Source organism: Allobosea sp. P2_A10, from assembly GCF_056405115.1.
On sequence record NZ_JBFUCS010000018.1, the window covers coordinates 70,309 to 93,631 of the forward strand.

General features: G+C 65.6%; 22 protein-coding genes. 16 read left to right on the plus strand and 6 right to left on the minus strand.

Going from position 1 to position 23,323, the window contains the following annotated elements; all coding sequences use genetic code 11:
* Positions 1-248 precede the first annotated feature (248 nt).
* From AC1DZY_RS21690 to AC1DZY_RS21715, 6 genes are all read left to right on the plus strand, one after another.
* Positions 249-788, plus strand: coding sequence for a GNAT family N-acetyltransferase (locus AC1DZY_RS21690; RefSeq protein ID WP_476822232.1), 540 nt, complete (start codon positions 249-251; stop codon positions 786-788).
* Positions 789-922: 134 nt separating this feature from the next.
* Positions 923-1,831 (plus strand): carbohydrate ABC transporter permease, encoded by a 909-nt coding sequence (locus AC1DZY_RS21695; protein ID WP_476822275.1) that lies wholly within the window; start codon positions 923-925, stop codon positions 1,829-1,831.
* Positions 1,828-2,661 (plus strand): carbohydrate ABC transporter permease, encoded by an 834-nt coding sequence (locus AC1DZY_RS21700; RefSeq protein WP_476822233.1) that lies wholly within the window; start codon positions 1,828-1,830, stop codon positions 2,659-2,661. Before AC1DZY_RS21695 ends, AC1DZY_RS21700 begins: the two co-directional genes overlap by 4 nt.
* Before the next feature lie 11 nt (positions 2,662-2,672).
* Positions 2,673-4,004 (plus strand): ABC transporter substrate-binding protein, encoded by a 1,332-nt coding sequence (locus AC1DZY_RS21705; protein ID WP_476822234.1) that lies wholly within the window; start codon positions 2,673-2,675, stop codon positions 4,002-4,004.
* Positions 4,005-4,073: 69 nt separating this feature from the next.
* Positions 4,074-4,904, plus strand: a complete 831-nt coding sequence (locus AC1DZY_RS21710) for a phosphodiesterase (protein WP_476822235.1) — start codon at positions 4,074-4,076, stop codon at positions 4,902-4,904.
* A 200-nt stretch (positions 4,905-5,104) separates the two neighbouring features.
* Positions 5,105-6,541 carry a homospermidine synthase gene (locus AC1DZY_RS21715; protein ID WP_476822236.1) on the plus strand — a complete coding sequence of 479 codons (1,437 nt, stop codon included), beginning with the start codon at positions 5,105-5,107 and terminating at the stop codon, positions 6,539-6,541.
* Positions 6,542-6,625: 84 nt separating this feature from the next.
* On the opposite strand, the gene AC1DZY_RS21720 is transcribed toward AC1DZY_RS21715, so the two are convergent.
* Together AC1DZY_RS21720 and AC1DZY_RS21725 are read right to left on the minus strand one after the other, a co-directional pair.
* Entirely contained in the window at positions 6,626-7,810 is a 1,185-nt protein-coding gene (locus AC1DZY_RS21720; protein ID WP_476822237.1) for a methyl-accepting chemotaxis protein, read from the minus strand.
* Positions 7,811-8,122: 312 nt separating this feature from the next.
* Positions 8,123-8,605, minus strand: coding sequence for an Lrp/AsnC family transcriptional regulator (locus tag AC1DZY_RS21725; protein WP_476822238.1), 483 nt, complete (start codon positions 8,603-8,605; stop codon positions 8,123-8,125).
* 122 nt (positions 8,606-8,727) lie between these two features.
* On the opposite strand from AC1DZY_RS21725, the gene AC1DZY_RS21730 reads away from it, so the two are divergent.
* A complete protein-coding gene (locus AC1DZY_RS21730) occupies positions 8,728-11,121 on the plus strand; it encodes a transketolase-like TK C-terminal-containing protein (RefSeq protein ID WP_476822239.1) in 2,394 nt (797 codons plus the stop codon).
* A 109-nt stretch (positions 11,122-11,230) separates the two neighbouring features.
* Here AC1DZY_RS21730 and AC1DZY_RS21735 read toward each other — a convergent pair whose 3' ends face one another.
* From AC1DZY_RS21735 to AC1DZY_RS21745, 3 genes are all read right to left on the minus strand, one after another.
* Positions 11,231-11,536: a hypothetical protein gene (locus AC1DZY_RS21735; protein ID WP_476822240.1), complete on the minus strand. Its 306-nt coding sequence runs from the start codon at positions 11,534-11,536 to the stop codon at positions 11,231-11,233.
* Between the two features lie 99 nt (positions 11,537-11,635).
* Complete coding sequence (locus AC1DZY_RS21740) at positions 11,636-12,427, minus strand: hypothetical protein (protein WP_476822241.1); 792 nt, start codon at positions 12,425-12,427, stop codon at positions 11,636-11,638.
* A 23-nt stretch (positions 12,428-12,450) separates the two neighbouring features.
* On the minus strand, positions 12,451-13,503 hold the full coding sequence (locus tag AC1DZY_RS21745; protein ID WP_476822242.1) for a hypothetical protein: 1,053 nt from the start codon (positions 13,501-13,503) through the stop codon (positions 12,451-12,453).
* A 510-nt stretch (positions 13,504-14,013) separates the two neighbouring features.
* On the opposite strand from AC1DZY_RS21745, the gene AC1DZY_RS21750 reads away from it, so the two are divergent.
* From AC1DZY_RS21750 to AC1DZY_RS21765, 4 genes are all read left to right on the plus strand, one after another.
* The gene (locus tag AC1DZY_RS21750) at positions 14,014-15,048 is read left to right on the plus strand and encodes an aspartate-semialdehyde dehydrogenase (protein WP_476822243.1); all 1,035 of its coding nucleotides are present in this window, start codon (positions 14,014-14,016) and stop codon (positions 15,046-15,048) included.
* 153 nt (positions 15,049-15,201) lie between these two features.
* Positions 15,202-16,152: a DMT family transporter gene (locus AC1DZY_RS21755; protein ID WP_476822244.1), complete on the plus strand. Its 951-nt coding sequence runs from the start codon at positions 15,202-15,204 to the stop codon at positions 16,150-16,152.
* 86 nt (positions 16,153-16,238) lie between these two features.
* Positions 16,239-17,114 carry an alpha/beta hydrolase gene (locus AC1DZY_RS21760; RefSeq protein ID WP_476822245.1) on the plus strand — a complete coding sequence of 292 codons (876 nt, stop codon included), beginning with the start codon at positions 16,239-16,241 and terminating at the stop codon, positions 17,112-17,114.
* A 104-nt stretch (positions 17,115-17,218) separates the two neighbouring features.
* Positions 17,219-17,722, plus strand: a complete 504-nt coding sequence (locus AC1DZY_RS21765; protein ID WP_476822246.1) for a hypothetical protein — start codon at positions 17,219-17,221, stop codon at positions 17,720-17,722.
* A 50-nt stretch (positions 17,723-17,772) separates the two neighbouring features.
* Here AC1DZY_RS21765 and AC1DZY_RS21770 read toward each other — a convergent pair whose 3' ends face one another.
* Positions 17,773-18,441 (minus strand): TetR/AcrR family transcriptional regulator, encoded by a 669-nt coding sequence (locus AC1DZY_RS21770; protein WP_476822247.1) that lies wholly within the window; start codon positions 18,439-18,441, stop codon positions 17,773-17,775.
* A gap of 144 nt (positions 18,442-18,585) precedes the next feature.
* On the opposite strand from AC1DZY_RS21770, the gene AC1DZY_RS21775 reads away from it, so the two are divergent.
* The 5 genes from AC1DZY_RS21775 (at position 18,586) to bfr (ending at position 23,090) form a co-directional block, all read left to right on the plus strand.
* Positions 18,586-19,779 carry an HlyD family secretion protein gene (locus tag AC1DZY_RS21775; RefSeq protein ID WP_476822248.1) on the plus strand — a complete coding sequence of 398 codons (1,194 nt, stop codon included), beginning with the start codon at positions 18,586-18,588 and terminating at the stop codon, positions 19,777-19,779.
* Positions 19,780-19,939: 160 nt separating this feature from the next.
* A complete protein-coding gene (locus tag AC1DZY_RS21780; RefSeq protein WP_476822249.1) occupies positions 19,940-21,523 on the plus strand; it encodes a DHA2 family efflux MFS transporter permease subunit in 1,584 nt (527 codons plus the stop codon).
* A gap of 193 nt (positions 21,524-21,716) precedes the next feature.
* Complete coding sequence (gene irrA, locus AC1DZY_RS21785; protein ID WP_476822276.1) at positions 21,717-22,208, plus strand: iron response transcriptional regulator IrrA; 492 nt, start codon at positions 21,717-21,719, stop codon at positions 22,206-22,208.
* Positions 22,205-22,501 (plus strand): (2Fe-2S)-binding protein, encoded by a 297-nt coding sequence (locus AC1DZY_RS21790; RefSeq protein ID WP_476822250.1) that lies wholly within the window; start codon positions 22,205-22,207, stop codon positions 22,499-22,501. The genes irrA and AC1DZY_RS21790 overlap by 4 nt, the downstream gene beginning before the upstream one ends.
* Positions 22,502-22,604: 103 nt before the next feature.
* Positions 22,605-23,090 carry a bacterioferritin gene (bfr, locus tag AC1DZY_RS21795; RefSeq protein WP_476822251.1) on the plus strand — a complete coding sequence of 162 codons (486 nt, stop codon included), beginning with the start codon at positions 22,605-22,607 and terminating at the stop codon, positions 23,088-23,090.
* Positions 23,091-23,323 lie beyond the last annotated feature (233 nt).

Genomic DNA, 23,323 nt, shown 5'->3' on the forward strand with positions numbered 1-23,323 from the left:
ATCACATCATGCCCATGAGCTAGGCGCGGCCTCGGCCGCGCCCTGACCAATCGGGTCCGGCGAAGCGCCCTGTCATGATCGACAGGCCGTCCCAGGATCGGGGCGGAGCGTCCGCGTCTTCCAGGAACGGAAGCGCGGCCGTGGCTCCCGCCGGACCCTCTTCCACAAACCCTGTCACGTTTGGCCGCGTCCGCGCGGCGCCGGGAAGGTCTGCCGTTCAAGGCAGGCGCTCCGGCCGGAGGTGCGTCATGATCACGATCCGCGAGGAAATCGCCTCGGACATTCCGGCCCGCGAGGCCCTGCTCGACCTGTGCCTGGGCGAGCGCCGCACGGCCAAGTCGAGCGAGCGCCTGCGTGAGGGCCGGCTGCCGGCCGAAGGGCTTGCGCTCATCGCCGAGCGCGACGGCGTCGTAATCGGCACGGTGCGCCTCTGGCATGTCGCGGCCGGCGGCAAGGCGGTCCTGCTGCTCGGCCCGCTCGCGGTCGCGCCCGCGCTTCAGGGCGAGGGCGTCGGCAAGGCGATGATGCGCGAGGCGATCTGGCGCGCAGCCTGCCATGGCCACGGCGCGATCCTGCTGGTCGGCGACGCCGGGTACTATGAGCGCTTCGGCTTCTCGGGGGATCCGACCCGCGATCTCGCCATGCCCGGCCCGGTCGAGCGCGAGCGCTTCCTCGGGCTCGAGCTGCGCGCAGGCGCGCTGGCAGGCGCCATCGGCGTGCTTGTCGCAACCGGGCAAACGCACGAAAACACCCTGCCGGTCGAGCAGCCCGCCAGGCGCGCCGCTTGACGTTGCCGTGCACGGTTCCGGGTTAGCCCGGAGCCGTCACCCAACCGTCACCGATCCGTTGCGGCTCCGTCGTCGAGGGTCGTCATGACCCCCGTAAAGGCGGGGTTATGGCGCAGGCGGTTCTGACGACGGGCATGACGAGGGAGTGGAGCGCATCGCGCTGGCGACCGCGGCCTGCCACGGTCCTGGCCTTTGCGCTGCTCGCGCCTTCCCTCGTCCTGCTTGCGCTGTTCACCTACTGGCCCGTCCTGCAGGTCCTGTGGCAGTCGTTCCACGGGCAACTCCGTGTCGGAGGCCCGCAGGCCTATATCGGCGCGGATAACTTCCTCAAACTTTTCGCCGACACGGCCTTCCGCAAGGCGCTGGTCAACAACCTCGTCTATGCCTTCGGCACGGTGGTCCCGAGCCTCGTGCTGGCGCTCGGCTTCGCCATGGCTCTGGCGAAATCCAGCAGGGTGAACGCGCTGTTCCGGGCGCTGTTTTTCCTGCCGGTGCTGCTCCCGCTGGTCGCGGCCGCCTCGATCTTCCTGTTCCTGTTCCTGCCCAATGTCGGACTGATCGACTACCACCTCGCCAAGCTTGCGATCTCGGGCCCGAACTGGCTCGGCGATCCCGATGTCGCGCTCTACGCGATCATGGGCCTGACGATCTGGAAGAACGCCGGCTATTACATGCTGTTCTTCCTGGCGGGCCTGCAAGCGGTGCCCGCCGATGCCTATGAGGCCGCAATCCTCGACGGCGCCGGCCCCTGGCAGCGGCTGCGCTGGGTCACCCTGCCCTATCTCAAGCCGACCATCGGCTTCGTGCTGGTGATCGGACTGCTCAATGTGGTCACCCAGGTCGATCACGTCTTCGTCCTGACCAAGGGCGGCCCGTCCGATTCAACCAACCTGCTGCTGTTCTACATCTACCAGCAGGCCGTCGAGAACTACGACGCCGGCCGCGCCGCCGCCGGCACGCTGGTCATGCTTGCGCTGTTGCTCGTCGTCACCTCGTCCTCGCTGCGCACGCTCGAACGCTCCTTCGGGGAGCGCGATCAATGAGCGTCGCCAACCGCGAGATGTCGCCAAGGCTCGGCTACGCCGCGACGCTGTTGATCGCGGCGCTCTGGATGGTGCCGTTTCTCTGGATGCTGGTCGCGGCCTTCAACCCCGAAAGCATCGGGGCTGGCATGGCCTCGCTGGTTCCCTCCTATGTGCCGACGCTGGCGAATTTCCGCGAGGCCTGGGCTTCGGCCGATTTCCCGCGCTACGGCCTGAACACCATGATCATCAGCCTCGGCATCCTCGCCGTGCAGGTCGTCACGATCACGCTCGCCGGCTACGCCTTCGCGCGTCTCGAATTTCCCGGCCGGACCCTGTGTTTCTATCTCTTCCTGCTGCAGCTCATGCTGGCGCCGGTCGTGCTGATCGTCCCCAACCTGACGACGATCGCGAAGCTCGGTCTCTACGATACGCTGCTGGGCGTGATGGCGCCCTATTTCGCCTCCGCCTTCGGCACTTTCCTGATGCGTCAGGCCTTCAAGGCGATCCCGCGCGAACTGGAGGAGGCCGCCCTGATCGATGGCGCCAATGTCTGGCAGCGCATTGGCCTGATCTACCTGCCGTTGGCGAAACCTTCGCTCGTCGCCTTCTCGATCGTCTCCGTCACAGCCCACTGGAACGAATTCCTGTGGCCGCTGATGGTGATCAACTCACCCGATCTGCGTCCGCTCACCGTCGGCCTCGCCTCCTTTACGCGCGGCGCCGAGGGCGCACAGGCCTGGGGCGTGATCGCGGCGGGCACGCTGCTGGTCAGCGCGCCCCTGCTGATCGCCTTCGCATTGTTCCAGCGTGCCTTCGTCAACTCCTTCGTCTCCTCCGGCATCAAATAAGGGAAACCATCATGACGACCACCCGTCGCACAATGCTCGCGGGCGCCGCGCTCAGCCTCACCTTCGCGCTCTCGCCCGCCTTCGCTCAGGCTCCAACCGAGATCGAGCTGTTCTTTCCCGTCCCCGTCGACGGCCAGCTCGCCCGCGACATGGCCGCCCTGCTCAAGGAGTTCAACGAGAAGAACCCCGCGATCAAGGCGACGCCGGTCTATACCGGCTCCTATGACGAGACCCTGATCAAGACCCGCGCCGCCATGAAGGCCGGCAAGCCGCCGGCTGCCGTCATCATGTCGGCGAACTTCCTGCTCGACCTCAAGATCGAAGGCGAAATCCAGCCGCTCGATGCGATGATCAAGGCCGACGGCAAGAGCAACGACCAGTTCATGGGTCAGTTCTTCGACGCGCTGCATGGCAACGCGGTGCTTGATCGCCAAGTCTACGGCGTGCCCTTCCACAACTCGACACCGCTGCTCTACGTCAACACCGATCACCTCAAGGAAGCCGGCCTCGATCCCGACAAGCTGCCCGCGAACTGGGAAGAGCTGGTCACGACCGCCAAGAAGCTGACCAGGCGCGACGGCGACCGCGTCACCCGCTGGGGCATGATGATGCCCTCCAACTACGATTACGGCGGCTGGATCCTGCAGGCCCTGACCCATTCCAACGGCGGCCAGTGGTTCAATGTCGATTACGGCGGCGAGGTCTACTACGATACCCCTTCAATGCTCGGCGCGCTGACCTTCTGGTCCGACCTCGTCAGCAAGCACAAGGTCCACCCGGCCGGGGTGCAGGCGGGCGGCGCGGTCTCCGGCGCCTTCCTTTCCGGCCAGACCTCGATGATGCTGCTCTCGACCGGTTCGCTGACCCATATCCGCACCAACGCCAAGTTCCCCTACAAGGTCGCTTTCGTGCCGAAGAACGTCCGCAACGAGGTTCCGATCGGCGGCGCCTCTCTGGTGATCCCGGCAGGCGTCGAGGGCGAACGCCGCAAGGCCGCCTGGACGCTGATCAACTGGATGACCTCGCCGGAGAAGTCCGGCTGGTGGAGCCGCGCGACCGGCTATTTCGCACCCAACAAGGCCTCCTACGACCTGCCGGAGATGAAGGAGTTCATCGCCAAGAACCCCGACGCCGGCATCGCGGTAAGCCAGCTCGCCGTCGCCAAGCCCTGGTTCGCAACTTACAAGACCGTGCCCGTGCGCAAGGCGATCGAGGACGAACTTGCCGCCGTGCTCTCCGGCAAGAAGCAGCCCAAGGAAGCGCTCGTCGCCGCCCAAAAGCAGGCCGACGACATCATGAAGCCCTATGTCGAGCAGACCGCGCTGAAGCTGCCGACGAACTGACGTCGGCCGCGCTTTCTTCCCGAGATGGCCGGGCCAAGCCCGGCCATGACGCCTTTGGACATCCCGATCATGCTCATCGCCCACATTACCGATCTGCACATCCGCCCACGCGGCAAGCCGGCCTATCGCGTCTCCGAGACCAACGCGCTGACCGAGCGCGCGCTCGATGCGGTGATGGCGCTGAGGCCGCGACCCGCCGTGCTCGTCATCACCGGCGACCTGACCGATTGCGGCCTGCCCGAGGAGTACGCGCTGCTGCAAAGCCTGCTCGCCCGACTTGACATGCAGGTGCTGATGGTTCCGGGCAATCACGACCGCCGCGACAATCTGATTGCGGGCTTGGCGCTCGATCCGCATACGGCTCTCGACTCCGGCTTCGTCCAGTTTTCCGCCGATCTCGGCCCGATGCGGCTGATCGGGCTCGACACGCTGGTGCCCGGCCAGAGCGCCGGCGCGCTCTGCGCAAAGCGGCTCGCCTTTCTCGAAAAGGCGCTGGATAGCGCCAGCGGCAAGCCGGTCGCGATCTTCATGCATCATCCGCCCTGTGATTGCGGCATCGCCCATATGGACGCGATCCGCCTGCTTGAGGGCGCGAATGAATTCGCCGCCATCGTGGCGCGCCATCCGAATGTCGAGCGCATCCTCTGCGGCCATCACCATCGGCCGATCGTGACGCGCTTTGCCGGCACGATCGCGCAGATCGCGCCGAGCGTGACGCATCAGGTGACGCTCGACCTGAACGAGACCAGCGACTCGACCTTTCACATGGAGCCGGCTGCCTATCTGCTGCATTCCGTCCGGGACGGCGCGGGCTTCGTCAGCCACACGGCTTATGTCGAACGCTTCCCGGGGCCCTATCCCTTCGTGCTCGATGCCGATTATCCCGGCGCGCATGTCTGATGGCCGGGTTGAGAATTGACGCTGGAAGCTATGCCCAATAGAGGCTAGCCGCATATGAGCCCTCATCCCGAGGAGCTGCGCCAGCAGCGTTTCGACGAATGTCCAGCACTCACTGGAGCATCGTTCGAGGCGCAGGCTTCGCCTGCTCCTCGGGATGGGGGCTCCGTAGTTTCGCAATGCTTGTTTGAAGGAACCCGCCCATGACCACCTGGCCCATGCACGGCAAGATCAGCGGCCCGATCGTGATGATCGGCTTCGGCTCGATCGGCCGCGGCACGCTGCCGCTGATCGAGCGGCATTTCGAGTATGACCGCTCGCGCTTTGTCGTGATCGATCCCGATGATGCCGACCGGGCGTTGCTCGACGAGCGCGGCATCCGCTTCATCCAGCAGGCGGTCACCCGCGAAAACTATCAGGACATGCTGAAGCCGCTGCTGACCGAAGGCGGCGGACAGGGTTTCTGCGTCAACCTCTCGGTCGACACCGGCTCGCTCGACATCATGCAGCTCTGCTCGGATCTCGGCGCGCTCTATATCGACACCGTCAACGAGCCCTGGATCGGCTTCTATTTCGACGCCAGCAAGGGGCCGGAAGCGCGCTCGAACTATGCGCTGCGCGAGGCCACGGTTGCGGCCAAGCATGCACGCCCGGCCGGCACGACGACGGCCGTCTCCTGCTGCGGCGCCAATCCCGGCATGGTCTCCTGGTTCGTCAAGCAGGCGCTGCTGAACATCGCCGCCGATACAGGCGTCCAGACGCCCGAGCCCAAGACCCGCGCCGATTGGGGCCAGCTTGCGCAGACGCTGGGCGTCAAGGGCATCCACATCGCCGAGCGCGACACGCAGCGGGCGAAACATCCCAAGCCGCGCGACGTCTTCGTCAACACCTGGTCGGTCGAGGGCTTCGTCTCCGAGGGCATGCAGCCGGCCGAACTCGGCTGGGGCACGCACGAGACCTGGATGCCCGAGAACGGGCGCACCCATGCGCAGGGCTGCCAGGCCGCGATCTATCTGCTCCAGCCCGGAGCCAACACCCGCGTACGCTCATGGTGCCCGACGCCCGGCCCGCAATACGGCTTCCTCGTGACGCATAACGAGTCGATCTCGATCGCGGATTATTTCACCGTGCGCGACGCGTCGGGCAAGGCGGTCTATCGGCCGACCTGCCATTACGCCTACCACCCGGCCAATGACGCGGTGCTGTCACTGCACGAGATGTTCGGCAATGCCGGCCGCGTGCAGGAGGAACACCACATCCTCGAGGAGAACGAGATCGTCGATGGCATCGACGAACTCGGCGTGCTGCTCTACGGCCATGGCAAGAACGCCTACTGGTACGGCTCGCAGCTCTCGGTCGAGGAAACCCGCCGGATCGCGCCCTACCAGAACGCCACGGGCATGCAGGTGACCTCGGCCGTGCTCGCGGGCATGGTCTGGGCGCTGGAAAACCCGACCGCCGGCATCGTCGAGGCCGACGAGATGGATTTCCGCCGCTGCCTCGAAGTGCAGACGCCCTATCTCGGCCCGGTCACCGGCGCCTATACCGACTGGACCCCGCTCGACGGCCGCCCGGGCTTCTTCCCCGAGGACATCGACACCAGCGACCCCTGGCAGTTCCGCAACATTCTGGTGCGGTGACATCCATCATTCTCGGGCGGCGCAAAGCGCCGACCCGGGAATCTCTTGCCGGAGATGCTCGGGTCTTTGCCCGAGCATGACGCGCTAGCTGGCTATCCGAAAGATTTCGCGGCCCGTTTCGCCGGGATCGAGCAGGAAGCGGCCGATCGCGCTCTGGATGCCGACAGCCTTCTCCGCGACGTCGCGCGCGACCTGCAGCGCGCCTTCGGCTGCCTCCGCCGCGTGCTCGTTGCTTTCGTTCAGCTGACCGAGCCGGGTCGCGACCTGCTGGAAGCCGTCGGCGGCCCGCACGACATGGCCAGCAATATCGAGCGTAAGCCCCTTCTGCGCCGAGATCGCCGACCCGACCGAGGTTGCAAGCTCGTTCAGTTCGCAGACCGAATCGGCGATGACGGCGACGGCTTCGACAGCCTCGCGGCTGGCGTTCTGCATGGCGAGAATCTGGATGCGGGCATCCTGTGTCGCCTTGCTGGTCTGGGTCGCCAGCGCCTTGACTTCGCTGGCGACGACGGCAAAGCCGCGCCCAGTCTCGCCGGCACGCGCCGCTTCGATCGTGGCGTTGAGCGCCAGCAGGTTGGTCTGCCGTGCGATCTCGCCGATCGAATCGAGGATGTCGCTGATCGACTGCGAGGCCGCCGCCAGATTGGCGATGGTCGCATTGGTGTTCATCGCGTTCTGCGCCGCCTGTTCGGCGACCTGCGCCGACTGGCTGGACTGACGATCGACCGTCCGCAGCGCGCTGACCAGTCCGTCCGTGGCGCGCGCGACACTTTGCGCGTCGTCGGAAGCAGCCTGGGCCGTATGCTTCAGAGCCTCGGCATTTTCGCGCGCCGTCGCGACGGAGGCGGTGACGACCGACGAATTCAGTTCGAGCTCGCGCGTTGCGAGCGCGAGTTCGGAGACCTCGTCGCCGATCCGCGCATCGAGTTCGCAGGCAAGTTCGATCAGCGAGGCGCCAGCCGGCGCCTGCGTCTCGGCATGAGCGTGGTCATCGATGCGCCAGCCGATCGCGTCCGCGAGAGCGGCAAGCTGCGGTGTTACGGCAAAGCGGCGGATATGGTCGCTATCGCCATGCCTGATCGCTTCCGCAAGTTCTTCGAGCTGGGCCGCCAGCGCTGCTGCCCTGCGCATCGCGACGACGATGCCAATGGTGGCGGCGACACAGCCAAGCGCCAGCGCCCAGACTTGCCCGACGATACTGAAAGCGACGATCACGACAACAATCACGGCCGCAAATCCGGTCAGCCGGATCCGCTTTGCTAGCTTCACGCCTGGTCCCTCCCCCGAGGATAGCGTTATCGCATCGACTGAAACGTCGAGCGATACCTGCCTTCTACGCGAGAATGTCTGAACGATGGTTTCACGATCGACAGATGAGGGGATTGCATGCCGCAACGACATGCCGCCTGCCAGCAAGGCGAGAGGGCAGGGAATGCCGTTGGTTTGAGGACGAAAGCGCTCATTTTGACTCAAATTCCGTGACGCAGGCTATGCGACGGCAATCATTTGCGTCGGCTCGCCTTGTCGTCGGCCGAGCATGCATTCGACATAGTCCGAAATACATAGACCGGCGGCGGGCTCTCAGATTCGCGTGGTCTCGACCGGCACCGAGAACGACCGCTTCACCTGCCCGAGCGCAAAACTCGATTCGATCGAAGCGACGTTGTCGAGCCGGGTCAGCTTGTCCTTGAGGAAGCGCTCATAGGCCCCGAGGTCGCTGACGATGATGCGCAGGAGGTAGTCGCGCTGTCCGGTCATCAGGTAGCAGTCGGCAACCTCCGGCCAGCGGGTGACGGCCGCGGCGAAACGGTCGAGTTCCTCCTCGCGCTGGCGCTCCAGCTTGATCGAGGCGAAGACATTGACCGGCAGGCCGAGCTTGTCCTGGTCGACGATGGCGACATAGCCCGTGATCACGCCGGCCTCCTCCAGCAGCCGGACGCGGCGCGCGCAGGGGCTGGGCGAGAGACCGACGCGGTCGGCGAGGTCATGGTTGCTCATGCGACCATCAGCCTGCAGCGCCTGCACGATGCGCCGGTCGATCTCGTCGAGTTTGTATTCTGGCATGTTTATTCGCTTTCGATCGCCAGATTAGCGGAAAGCACCAATTGAGGAAGCCTGGCTTCCGGTCTTTGGCTGCCATCGCTGCGGAAAGCGTGCATGATCGCGCCTCTGCCGTGGAGCGCTCGATGTCCGACCCCCGCCTGCCCCTGCTTGCCGAGCTGGAAAAGAAGATCCTCTGGCTGGCGTCCTGGACGATCCACAACGCCAACCATCTGCGCGAGAGCAGCGACGGCATGAAGGTCGGCGGGCATCAGGCCTCCTCAGCCTCGCTCTGCACCATCATGACCGCGCTCTACATGGCGGCACTGAAGCCGCAGGATCGGGTCGCGGTGAAGCCGCACGCTTCGCCGATCTTCCATGCGATCAACTATCTGATGGGGCTGCAGACCCGCGAAAAGCTGGAGAACTTCCGCGGCTACAAGGGCGCGCAAAGCTATCCCTCCCGCACCAAGGACATCGACGATGTCGATTTCTCGACCGGCTCGGTGGGCCTCGGCGTCGCGCAGACGCTGTTCTCCTCGCTGACGCAGGACTATCTGCGCGGCCATGGCTGGGGCACGGACCGGCCCGAAGGCCGCATGGTTTCGCTGATCGGCGATGCCGAGCTCGACGAGGGCAACATCTTCGAGGCCCTGATGGAGGGCTGGAAGCACGGCCTGCGCAACACCTGGTGGGTGATCGACTATAACCGCCAGTCGCTTGACGCCGTCATTCGCGAGGGACTTTACGACCGCTTCGAGACGATGTTCAAAAACTTCGGCTGGGACGTCGTGACGCTGAAATACGGGGCGCTGCAGAAGGCCGCCTTCAAGGAGAAGGGCGGCGAGCGGCTGAAGGCATGGATCGATTCCTGCCCGAACCAGCTCTATTCCGCATTGACCTTCCAGGGCGGCGCGGCCTGGCGCAGGCGCCTGATGGACGATCTCGGCGATCAGGGGCCAGTGACGAAGCTGATCGAGGCGCGCTCCGACGCCGAGCTCTCCAAGCTGATGTGCAATCTCGGCGGCCACGATCTGCCCTCGATCCTCGAGGCTTTCGAGGCTGTCGATCATGATCGGCCGGTCTGCTTCCTCGCCTATACCGTCAAGGGTTTCGGCCTGCCGCTGGCCGGCCACAAGGACAACCATGCCGGGCTGATGACCAAGGAGCAGATGGCTGGTTTCCAGACCGCCAACGGCGTCCGCCCCGGCCATGAATGGGATCTGTTCGAGGGGTTGTCGCTGCCGGACAGCGAGATTCGCGCCTTCCTCGACAAGGTGCCGTTCTTCGCCGAGGGGCGCCGTCGCAGGAGCGCGCCGAAGCTGCCGGTCCCCGACAAGCTCGAGGCCGGAATCCAGCCGGTGATGTCGACCCAGATGGGCTTCGGCAAGGTGCTGGACGATCTCGCCAAGCGCGGCGGCCCGCTTGCCGACCGTATCGTCACGACCGCGCCCGACGTCACCGTCTCGACCAATCTCGGGCCGTGGGTGAACCGGCGCGGGCTGTTCGCCAAGGCGGAGATGGCCGACACCTTCAAGGACGAGCGCATCCCCTCGATGCAGAAATGGGAGTTCTCGCCCAAGGGCCAGCACATCGAGCTCGGCATCGCCGAGATGAACCTGTTCATCAACCTCTCGGCGCTCGGCCTGTCGCATTCGATCTTCGGCGAGCGATTGATCCCGATCGGCACGCTCTACGATCCCTTCATCTCGCGCGGCCTCGATGCCCTGAATTATGCCTGCTACCAGGACGCCCGCTTCATGGTGGTGGCGACGCCGTCCGGCGTCACGCTCGCACCTGAAGGCGGCGCGCATCAGTCGATCGCGACGCCGCTGATCGGGATGAGCCAGGACGGACTTTGCGCCTTCGAGCCGGCCTTCGTCGACGAGCTTGCGGTGATGATGCGCTGGTCCTTCGACTACCTCCAGAAGGACGGAGAGGGCGATCCCGACGAGCGGACATGGCTGCGCGACGAGACCGGCGGCTCGGTCTATCTCAGGCTCTCGACGCTGCAGGTCGAGCAGCCCAAGCGAACAATGACGCGGGAGCTGGAGCGCGAAATCATCGACGGCGCCTACTGGCTCCGTAAACCCGGGCCCAATGCTTCCGTGGTCATCGCCTATACCGGCGCGGTCGCGGCCGAAGCCATCGAGGCGGTCGGCCTGCTGGCCGAAGATCGCCGCGATGTCGGACTGCTCGCGATCACCTCGGCCGATCGGCTCAATGCCGGCTGGCAGGCGGCCGAACGGGCGCGCCAGCGCGGCAACCACGACGCGACCAGCCATGTCGAACGGCTGCTCGGCGAGATCTCGCGCGATTGCGGCATCGTCTCGGTGCTGGACGGGCATCCGGCGACTTTGGCGTGGCTCGGCAGCGTGCGTGGTCACAGGCAGAAAGCGCTCGGCGTCGAGCATTTCGGCCAGACCGGCACGACGGCCGACCTGTACCGCCATTTCGGCATCGACGCGAACGCGATCGTCCATGCGGCGCAGGCCGCCGCTCCGGGGCGGCCGGTGCGTTATCTCAAGGCGCTGCCGTAGATTCTACACGTCATTCTCGGGCGAAGCGAAGCGCGGACCCGAGTATCGCATGACGCGAAGACACTGGTTTCCGAGATGGCCGGGTCAAGCCCGGCCATGACGGCGATCGTCAGAAACGCGGGGTCTCGAAGGTGTTGGCGAAGGGATTGCGGCCCGCGCCGATGCGGCCGGGCAGCGTATCCTCGCCATAGAAGCTGCCAGTGTTGGAATAGACCGGCGCGGAGGCGAAATGCTGGCTGGCGTAACGGTTCAGCGTGCCGACCGGCACGACCTTTCCAGCGTCGAAATAGCTGCGCTTCTGCACGGTGATGCGCAGCGGGCCGCGCCGCCCCTGCGCCTCGGCGACGGACGCCAGAACGGTCGAGCCCGCGAGCGAAACGGCAAGGATGGCGGCAAGGCGCGTGAGCGAACGCATGAAGGCGACTCCGGAAAAGCGGCGATCCGCAGGATATGGGAACGAAACGGTCAGGCAGAAGCCTAACCTACCGTAGTTAACGATTTTGTCAGCGCCGCATTATCGCCAGAGCGGATAGCTGCCGCCGCTCCTCTCTTCCAGCCGGATGACCCCGCCATTCCGGTCGCGCACGACCCGGCGCGTGCCGGGCTCGTAGAAGGTCGAGCTGGCGCAGGTCGGCGCTACGTTGGCGCGGGCGGCGAAATAGGTCAGCGCCGATGATTTGCGCTCGCTCGGCGGGAACTGGAGCCTGTCGATCATGCAGGCGAGCGGTCCGGCATCGGCCGTCTGCGCGCCGGGTGCGCAATAGAAGCCGCCCAGCGCGAAATCGGCCGTCTCGAAGGCATTGCGGAAGACGATGCAGGTCCGCGTCCGCCCGTCGAGTTCGCGGTAGAACAGATCGCGCCCGGTAAAGCGGCCCCAGCGCGTCGTCATATCGTAGGTCGGACCGCCGACGCGGGGCGCCAGCACGCGCAGGGCGTCGAACTGCCAGAACACCGGCGTCGTCATGGTGAAAGGGAAGGCGCTGTCGTTGCGCTCGGCCAGGATGATCGCGGCGAAGGCCTGCCCGGTCGCCGCGCCGCCAAACAGCAGGCCCTCCTCGCGCCCTCGGGTCGGATGCGTCGCCGTGATCGGAGCCGCCTTGACGCTGGCGAGCGGCTCAACCGGCCAGTTCATCGCCGGCTTGCCGCGGGTGACCGTCGGCACCCAGCCCGAGATCCACCATGCGACGATGAGGACCATCAGGAACACCCCGGCGCCGAGCGCTAGGAAGAAGAACCTCGCCGTGCCCATCGCCAGCCGGCCGGTGGCGCCGAGAACCGTCATCGCCTGTGTTCGCGTATCGGACATGTCTTGTCGCTCGAATTCGGCCGTTATCGTTTCGCGCCGGTTTTGGCGGGCTCGGCCACTGCTGCGCTCTTGCTGCGCAGGGCCGGGGCCGCGCCATCGGCGTCGAGCCAGGACGCCTTGCGCCCCGAAGCCGCCAGACGCGGCGGCGCGCAGGCCGGCTGCCGTGCCAGTTCCGTGCGCGAGAAGGCCGTCCGCAACGCCTTGTCCTCGCCGGCGCTGAGCAGGCTGATCTTGTCGATCAGGCAGACCAGTTGCTGGCGGTCGGCCGGCCGGCTCGCGCCGCCGCACCACCAGCCGCTCAGGCCGAGCGGCAGATCTCCCGCGCTCTTGCGGAAGGCGATGCAGGAACGGCTGCTCTGGCCGTCGCTCAGCGTCGTATCGGCGGTCTCGACCTGGCCGAAGCGCGTCTCGATCGCAGTCGGCACGCCGCTGCGCTGCACCGACATGCCGCGTTCGGCTGCCTCACGGACGGCCGCGATGATGAAGGGCTGCTGCGGCGCGGCATCGCCGCTCTCGCTGACCAGCCGCAATTGCAGATGCGGACGCGCCTCGGCGAACGCGCCGAAGGTCAGCACGTCCTGCCGGCGCGATCCGGTCTGGTTGCGCAGCGCCTCATGGACCGGCTGCTGGCGGTCGAGTTCGGCTGAATCCAGACCAAACATCGCGATCGGCCGGGCGATTCTGGTCCATTCGTCGCCGATGGCCGCGATCTGGCGTGGTTCCTGGCGCACGTCGCGGACGGGACGGATTTCCGGCGCGGGCTGTACGGTCAATGTGGCGAGGCTGTTCTCGCTTGGGCCCGGCGACAATGCGGTCACCAGAGCGGTCGCGAGCCCGACGCCGGTCAGCGCCGCGATACCGCGCCAGACCAGGCCGCCGGCGAAGCCGAAGCGGAAGCCGCGAAAACGGATGGCGGAGTGTGCGACCCTGATCAAGAAAGCGAAGCCGGTCTCGGCCATGTCGGCGAGCCGGATCAGCGCCGCGACCGGATCGAAGCCGGGACCGCGCGCGCCCATCTCGGCGCCGGGGCCGGCCAATGCCGAGGCTCCACGGCGGGCCGGCAAGAGCTGGCGCATTCTGTCCAGCAGAAGCAATGCGAATTGACGCGACACGACCGAACCCACACGCTCTGGCCGCCATTCTGCGCGGACGGCCTGTCTTCATCCGGAGGGAAGACTGCAGGCTTCCAGGTCAGCGCGCGGTTACCGGTGGACCGGAATCGCCAAACAGCGTGAAGGGGCGGTCAAGGAGGACGGTTAACGCGGCGGTCGTCGCGTCGCCCGGCCTGCGTCGAGATTGACTTTTCGGGATTTCCGGTGTTTTCACGAGCAGCGACTGGCGGACATGACCGTCGGATCGCATGACGCATCAAGGCTTCGGGACTGGCCCTGTGACCCTCCGTCAGACGACGACGAAACGCACGACCAAAACGACGACCGGCACGACCGGTACGTCGCGCTGACGCGTCGCCTTTCGTTCCGGGTCCTCTCCCCCCGGCGGGGGCTCAAGCCGAACCCGCCACTGTGATGGCGCGGGACGGCGCCTCCGGGAGAGACCAGACGGTCCAATCCAAAAGGAACATCACGATGAGCTTCAAGGTCGCGGTTGTCGGCGCCACCGGTAATGTGGGTCGCGAAATGCTCGACATTCTGGCCGAGCGCGCCTTTCCGGTCAGCGAGGTCGTGGCGCTGGCCTCCTCGCGCTCGATCGGCACGGAGGTCTCCTTCGGCGACCGGACGCTGAAGTGCAAGGCGCTGGAGCATTACGATTTTTCCGACACCGACATCTGCCTGATGTCGGCCGGCGGCGAGGTCTCGAAGGAATGGTCGCCCAAGATCGGCGCCAAGGGCTGCGTCGTGATCGACAATTCGTCCGCGTGGCGCATGCACCCGGATGTGCCGCTGGTCGTGCCGGAGGTGAACGCTGCGGCCGCCGCCGGCTTCACCAAGATGAACATCATCGCCAATCCGAACTGCTCGACGGCGCAGCTCGTCGTGGCGCTGAAGCCGCTGCATGACAAGTATGTGGTCAAGCGCGTCGTCGTCTCGACCTATCAGTCGGTTTCGGGCGCCGGCAAGGAGGGCATGGACGAGCTCTTCAACCAGACGCGGGCCGTGTTCTCGGCCGGCGAGGTCGTGACCAGGAAGTTCCCCAAGCGCATCTCCTTCAACCTCATCCCCCACATCGACGTCTTCATGGAGGACGGCTTCACCAAGGAAGAGTGGAAGATGATGGCGGAGACCAAGAAGATCCTCGACAAGAATATCAAGCTGACCGCGACCTGCGTGCGCGTGCCGGTCTTCATCGGCCATTCAGAGAGCGTCAACATCGAGTGCGAGAAGCCGATCACGGCCGACGAGGCGCGCGAGGTGCTGCGCACCGCGCCCGGCATCCTCGTGATCGACAAGCATGAGCCCGGCGGCTACATCACGCCCCATGAGGCGGCAGGCGAAGACGCGACCTATATCTCGCGCATCCGCGAGGATGCGACGGTCGAAAACGGCCTCGCCTTCTGGTGCGTCTCCGACAATCTGCGCAAGGGCGCGGCCCTGAACGCGATCCAGATCGCCGAGGTGCTGGTCAACCGCAAGCTGATCCAGCCGAGGAAGAAGGCCGCCTGAGCGCAGCCGGCAAGCATTGCTTCGGTCGAGGCGGGCGTGATGCCCGCCTTTTTCATGAGGTGGCCGCGCATGGTCGCCGTTCGATCTTTGCGCAACGCGCGGCGATGCGAATCGATTAGCCTTCAGGCGTCCTCTTCCGCCGCGCCCGGTCCTTTGCCAAACCTCCCGCTCCCAGAACCGCCCCTCGCGCCGGCACGGCCACAAGCGGCGCCTGCCGCATCGCTGCGGAGCGACAACGGCCTGCGCGGCATTGCGCTGATCCTGCTCTCGACCTTCTTCCTGACGGGGTCCGACGTCACCTCGAAATATCTGACGGCGTCGATCCCGCCGATGCAGGTGACCTGGCTGCGCTACTGCGTCTTTACCGCGATCATGCTCGCCATCGTCTGGCGCAATGGCGGCATGGCAAGGCTGGCGACGACGCGGCCGCTGCTGCAGGTCCTGCGTGGGCTTGGCGTCGCCGCCTCGTCGATCATCTTCGTGATCTCGCTGAAATACCTGCCGATCGCCGATGCGACGGCGACGAGTTTCGTCACGCCGCTCTTCGTCACGGCCCTGTCGATCCCGATGCTCGGCGAAAAGGTCGGCTGGCGGCGCTGGACCGCGACGATCGTCGGGCTTGCCGGCGTGGTGATCGTGGTCCGGCCGGGCGGCGCGGGCTTCCAGTCGGCCTCGCTGCTGCCGGCCGTTTCGGCGATGACCTGGGCTTTCGCGATGATCATCACCCGGATGATGAGCGCCACCGAAAGCCCGCTGACGACGTTGGCGTGGTCGGCTTTGATCGGTCTCGTCATCATGACCCTGCTGCTGCCGCTGCACTGGCAGCCGCCCTCGACCACGACGCTGCTGCTGGGTGCATTCATCGGCGTCGCCTCGACGATCGGCCACTGGCTCGTCATCCTCGCCTTCCGCCATGCCGACGCCTCGCTGCTGGCGCCGTTCTCCTATGCGCAACTGCTCTGGGCCTCGCTCTTCGGCTTCTTCCTTTTTGCGGTGCTGCCGGACATCTGGACGCTGGTCGGCGCGGTGATCATCGCGGCGTCGGGCCTCTACACCGCCCATCGCGAGCGCCTGCGGGCACGTCGGGTGTTGGCTGCCGCCTGAGACCGGCGCGAAATCCCTGTTCAAGGCTCGTTCGCGCGCTATCTTCAAACAGCGCGACCGGCCCCGAATCGTATCAGCGGACAACCATGCCCGACCAGACCCTTCGCTCCGGCCTCAGCCGGCGGGCTCTCATCACTGGTGTGGGCGCGAGTAGCCTTGCCGCCTGTTCGCCGCTGAGCATGATCAACACGGTGCTGCCGAGCGATGGCGGCTCCAGACTTGCCGCGCGCGACGTGGCCTATGGCGGCGATCCGCGCCAGCGGCTCGACATCTACGTGCCCGAGAGCGCTCCCGCGAATGCACCGGTGATGATGTTCATCTATGGCGGCGGCTGGAACGACGGCTCGAAGAACGACTATTCCTTCGTCGGACACGCCTTCGCCTCGCGCGGCTTCGTCACCGTCGTACCCGACTACCGGCTGGTGCCGCAGGTGCGGTTTCCCGATTTTCTCCATGATTGCGCGCAGGCGCTGCGCTGGACCCAGGACAATATCGCAGGCCAGGGCGGCGATCCCGGCAGGGTGCATCTCAGCGGCCATTCCGCCGGGGCCTACAACGCGATGATGATCGCGCTCGACGCGCGCTATGGCGCCCGGGCCGGCGTCAGGCCCGGGCTGGTGAAGAGCGTCTCGGGGCTGGCCGGCCCCTATGACTTCCTGCCGCTCGACGACCCCCGCACGATCGATACCTTCGGCCAGTTCCCGAAGCTGTCGGAAACGCAGCCGATCAACTTCGTGCGGGCTGGCGCGCCGCGCGTGTTCATTGCGACGGGCGACGCCGACACGACGGTCTTTCCGCGCAATACCTACGCACTGGGCAAGACGCTGAAGGCGGCCGGCGCGAAGGTCGAGGTCAAGACCTATCCCGGCATCGGCCATCCCGGCATCCTGCTCGCGCTCGGCAAAAGCTTTCGCGGCAACGCGCCGGCGCTGGACGATATCGTGCGGTTCGCCGGCGGCTAGACCATCGGGTCCCAGGTCGGCGGGATATGGCTGGCGCGGCGCGGCGCGCCGTGTAGGTTGTCGTCGCGCGACCCGACCGCCTGCGCGCGCCAAGGATCATTCCAATGCCATCCAGCTTTGTCCGCGTCGTCTTGACGGCCGCCTGCCTTGTCCTGCTGCCCACACTGACGAACGCCAAGACCTATTCGATTCCAGACCCCAATCCCGTCGCGGTCATCACGCTTCCCGATGATTGGGAATCGACCGAGATCGCCAAGGGTGTCGAATCCACGTCCGACGACGACACCGTCTATGTCGCGGTCGAGGTGACCGAACTGAAGGACGCCGCCAAGGCGATCGCCGAAGCCGTGGTCTGGCTGAAGAGCAAGGACGTGGTCATCGACGAGAAGACGATGGAGCAGAAGCCCTTCTCGATCAACGGGCTCGACGGCGTCCAGGTGAAATGGACCGGCAAGGACGAGGATGGCCCGACCAATATCAGCCTGACCCTGCTGCAGGTGACCGACACCAAGGGTCTCGTGCTGACCTACTGGGCCTCGCCCGCCGGCGAGAAGGAAAACATCAAGGAACTCATCGCCATCATCAACAGCCTGAAGGCGCTGAAGTAATCGGCAGCCGGCGCGGGCTGGCCAATGACATCCCGCGGTCGCACTGCTGTCTAGGCTTTCGCACGCGGGGCGTACTGCGCCAGGAACATTTCGACGGCGGCGGCGACCACGCGGCTGATCTGCACCGGGGTCGGCGGCTTGCGGTCCGCGTTGAAAAGCCTTGGCCGCACCAAAGTCGACTGGCAGAGATCGAGGAACTGGGTCGCGGCGAGTTCGGGATCGTCGATCACGAGCAGCCCGGCCTGCGTTTTGCGCTCAAGGAACGACGCCAGCCGCTGCGCGCCCTGCATCGGGCCGCGCTCGTAGAATTCGCGGCCGAGATCGGGCATGCGCTCGGCGACACCCAGCACGATGCGATGAGCGCTGACCGCGAAATCGCTGACCAGCAATCGGACCAACCCCTCGCCGAACCCGGTCAGGGCGTGGGAGAGATCGGGGTCGTCGTTCAGCGCCTCGAACGCGCCCCGTCGTTGTGTCTCGCGCTCGCGCTCGATCAGCGCGACGAAGAGATGCTCCTTGTCCTCGAAATAGACGTAGAGCGTGCCTTTGGAGACGCCCGCGACGGTCGCGATGTCGTTCATGCTGGCGGCGTCGAAGCCGCGCGCGGTAAACACCGCCAGCGCGCCGTCGAGAATCTGGCGGCGCTTGTCGGCGTCCATGCCGGCGACGCGTCGATTGCGCGGTGTCGGCTTAACCATCGGCTCAGCGGTGTCGCTCATAATCCCTGTCCGGAGGCAGCGCCTCGTTGTGGAAAAAAGAATCGAACCGCTCGGTTCGATTTCACTTGATATGCGTCATCGGCAGCGCTATTTCAACTGAAATCGAACCTGATGGTTCGAATTGGAAAGCCGACAGGATAGAGCATGTCCGCCGAGACCATTACCGACAAGCGCCGCGACCGGCTCAAGCTGGTCGATCCCACTCTGGAGACGACCCAGGCCCCGCAGGCCCGCCAGACCGGCGATGCGCCGCCTGTTGCCGCGAGCGAAACCCCTGCCGCCGCCAAGCCGAAGGGCAAGGGACTGCGCCGCGCCGGCCTGATGCTGCTGGCGACAGCCGCGATCGGCGTCGGCGTCTGGTATGGCACGGACTGGTGGAAGACCGGCCGCTTCATCATCTCGACCGACGACGCCTATGTCGGCGCGGAGATGGCGACGATCTCGGCCAAGCTCGCCGCCAATATCGCGACGGTTTCGGTGGTGCAAAACCAGGAGGTCAAGGCCGGCCAGCCACTGGTCGCGCTCGATGACGGCGACTGGCGGATTGCGCTCGAGAGCGCCCGCGCCAAGAGCGCCACCGCGCAGGCGACGCTCGCGCGCATCGACAGCCAGATCGGGGCTGGCCGCGCCAGTCTCGAACAGGCGCAGGCTCAAGCCGTCTCGGCCCAGGCGGGCGTGACCCGCACCGTCGCCGATTTCGACCGCGCCAACAGCCTGGCGGCGAAGTCCTACGGCTCGCAGGCGACGCTGGATGCTGCCATCGCCGCGCGCGATCAGGCGAAGGCCGCGCTCGGCGCGGCGGAAGCCGGCGTCTCCGCCGCGAAGGCCAATATCGAGGTGTTGAAGGCACAGCGCGTCGAGGCGGCGCGCCAGGGCGACGAACTCAAGGTCGCCGAGCAGAAGGCCGAGCGCGACCTGACCTTCACCAGGGTCAACGCGCCGATCGACGGGCTCGTCGCCAACACCAATGTCCAGCTCGGCGACCTCGTCAGCGCCGGCAAGCGCCTGATGTCGATCGTCCCGCTCGACAAGGTCTATGTCGATGCGAACTTCAAGGAGACGCAGGTCGGCCCGCTGAAGATCGGCGACAAGGCCTCGATCACGGTCGATGCGCTGCCCGGGCAGGTCTTCGAGGGCATCGTCAGCGGCATCGCTGGCGGCACTGGCTCGGTCTTCACCTTGCTGCCGCCCGACAACGCGACCGGCAATTTCACCAAGATCGTCCAGCGTGTGCCGGTGCGGATCGCGCTGACCTCTGAATCGGCGGGTCGGCACATCCTGCGGCCGGGCATGTCGGTCGTGGTCAAGATCGATCCGAGGCCTGCCGACAAGCGCTGAAGAACGATTTGAGGAAACACCGCCGTCATTCCGGGCGAAGCGAAGCGGAGACCCGGAAACCATCGTAAGGCGCGATCGTGCTCGATGATGGCTTCCGGATCGGCGCCGCTTGGCGGCTTGTCTGGAATGACGACGCGTCTGGCTGGAAGAAGAAGTCATCATGGCCACCGCGACCCTGAGCAGCCCCGCCGGAGCGCCCCCGGCTTCCGACGCCATTCCGATGCGGCGCATCTTCGCCTTCATCGCCATGGTTTTCGGCATGTTCATGGCGATCCTGGACATCCAGATCGTCTCGGCCTCGCTGGCCGAGATTCAGGCGGGGCTGTCGGCATCGTCCGACGAGATCGCCTGGGTCCAGACCGCCTATCTGATCGCCGAAGTCATCATGATTCCGCTGTCTGGCTATCTCAGCCGGGCGCTCTCGACGCGGGTGTTCTTCTCGTTTGCCGCAGCGGGCTTCACCGTCGCAAGCATCCTGTGCGCGACCTCGTCCTCGATCAACGAGATGATCCTGTGGCGCGCGATCCAGGGCTTCATCGGCGGCGGCATGATCCCCGGCGTGTTCGCGGCCGCCTTCACCATCTTCCCGGCCTCCAAGCGGCCGATCGTTTCGCCGCTGATCGGGCTCGTCGCCACGCTCGCGCCGACGATCGGCCCGACCGTCGGCGGCTATCTCAGTAGCGCCTTCTCCTGGCACTGGCTGTTTCTGGTCAATGTCGTGCCCGGCATCCTGGTCTCGATTGCGGCCTGGAACCTGATCGATTTCGACAAGCCGCAGGCCGGCCTGCTCAAGCGCTTCGACTGGCTTGGCCTCGCCGGCATGGCGGCCTTCCTCGGCAGCCTCGAATATGTGCTGGAGGAAGGCACGCGGCTGGAGTGGTTCGACAGTCCCGAGATTGTCGCCTTCAGCGTGCTGATGGTCGCCGGCGCCGTGCTGTTCTTCTGGCGTGCGCTGACGCGCGACGATCCGCTGGTCGATCTCTACGCCTTCACCAACCGAAACTTCGCCTTCGGCTCGCTGTTCTCGTTCACCATGGGCATCGGGCTCTACGGGCTGACCTATCTCTACCCGGTCTATCTCGGGCGCATTCGCGGCTATGACGCGCTGCAGATCGGCGAGACCATGTTCGTCACCGGCCTGTGCATGTTCTTGACCGCGCCGATCGCCGGCCGGCTGTCGCAGAAAATCGATCCGCGCGTGCAGATGATGATCGGCTTCGCGGGCTTCGCGCTGGGCACCTGGATGGCCCATTTCATCACCTCGGACTGGGATTTCTACGAGCTTCTGTTGCCGCAGATCCTGCGCGGCGTCTCGCTGATGCTGTGCATGGTGCCGATCAACAATCTGGCGCTCGGCACCCTGCCGCCGGCCCAGCTCAAGAACGCGTCGGGCCTCTACAACCTGACCCGCAATCTCGGCGGCGCGGTCGGGCTGGCGCTGATCAACACCATGCTCAACACGCGCACCGACCTGCACATCACGCGGCTGCATGAAATGGTCTCCGCCGGCCGGCAGGTCGCCGAGGAGAGCCTCGCCAACATGACGCAGCGTTTCGTCGATTTCGGCGACGCCGCGCAGTCGATGGCGCTCGCCTTGATCAACCAGCGCGCCCACAAGCAGGCGCTGATCATGGCCTTCGGCGACGTCTTCCTTGGGCTCACCTTCGTCTTTGCCAGTCTCGTGCTGCTGGCGCTGTTCATGCGCAAGCCGCCCAAGGCCGCGCCGGCCGGCGGGGGGCACTGAGCGCTTCACATTTCGGGTGATGCGCAATGTCGCAGCCGCTCCGGAATTGACATATGCCGACGGCTGCGACAAATATAACAACGATATCAGTAGTTTAGATATTTTCTAAACTGCGGGGCCGGAGATCCGGCATTGTTGGAAGGCGTCGTCGATGAGCATTTTGTCCGCGAAGGAACTCGGTCAGCCCCGCATCATGGCGGACCATATCCCGTGGCCGCAGAAAAGCCCGACCTCCTGCCCGATCAGCGCCGTCAAGACGCGCCTGCGCACGGCCGGCCTCCGGCCGACGCGGCAGCGCATGGCGCTGGGCTGGCTGCTCTTCGCCAAGGGCGACCGCCATGTCTCGGCCGAAATGCTCTACGAGGAGGCGATCCGCGCCCGCGAGCCGCTTTCGCTGGCGACCGTCTACAACACGCTGCGCCAGTTCTCGGAAGCCGGCCTGCTGCGCCAGGTCTCGGTGTCGGGACCCAAGACCTTCTTCGACACCAACGTCTCCGAGCATCATCATTTCTACAATGAGGACGACGAGACCGTCGTCGACATCCCCGGCTCGACCATTCAGGTCGCCGGATTGCCCCAGGCTCCGCAGGGCATGGAGATCTCCTCCGTCGAGGTCATCGTGCGGCTGCGCCGTGCCGATGGCCAGGAGAGCGAGATGCGCGTTGCCGGGGGGCGGCACGCGTGATCGTCTGCTCCTGCAATGTCCTGTCGTGCCGGCAGATCAAGGGCACGATCGCCCCTGACGGCAGTGGCCCGGCGACCGCGGGGCAGGCCTATGACTGTCTCGGCTGCAGCGCGAGCTGCGGGCGTTGCGCGCGGCAGGTCCGCGCCATTCTCGCCGAGGCCAAGGCCGCCTGCATGACGCAGTGCGGCTCCTGCGCCAGCCGCGATATCGAATGCGCCGTCCACATCTCGGCGGCCCATGTCGTCGGCCAGATGATGGATGGGCTCGTGCTCGCCAGCGAACGCGCGGCCTAGTACGGGGCCCGAAAAAGCGCGCAAGCGCGCATTTCATCCTTTCCTTTCGCTGCGCACGTGTCTACATTAGGATCATTCTAATGTACCGCCGAGGAGCGCCGCCATGAAGGGTGACAAGAAGGTCATCGAATATCTCAACAAGGGGCTTCGCTCGGAGCTCACCGCGATCAACCAGTACTGGCTGCATTACCGGATCCTCGACAACTGGGGTCTGAAGGAGATGGCCAAGACCTGGAAGAAGGAATCGATCGAGGAGATGGTCCATGCCGACCGCTTCGTCGACCGCATCCTGTTCCTTGAAGGGTTTCCCAACATGCAGACGCTCGACGCGCTGCGCATTGGCGAGAGCGTCAAGGAGGTCATCGAATGCGACCTCAAGGCCGAGGTCGAGGCCCGCGCGCTCTATCAGGAAGCGGCGAAATACTGCCGCGAGGTCGGCGACTACCCATCGGAGGACCTGTTCAAGGCGCTGATGAAGGATGAGGAAGGCCATATCGACTTCCTCGAAACACAGCTCGAGCTGATCGCGCGCATCGGCATCGAGCTTTACACCCAGAAGCATGTCGGCGGCCTCGACGAAGGTCACTGAGCCCTTGTAGACTGTCATCTCTGTTTGCGCCCGACCCGCTTATGCGGATCTGGCGTTTTCATTGACGGACGATCCAGATCATCTCGCCTCCTGCGTGAATCACCCTGCGGGTCATCCCGGACAAGCTGCGAAGCGGCGCCGATCCGGGATCCATTCCGGAACGCTGATGGAAGAGGTTCAGGAATGGATCCCGGGTCTCCGCTTCGCTGCGCCCGGGATGACAACGTCAAGTC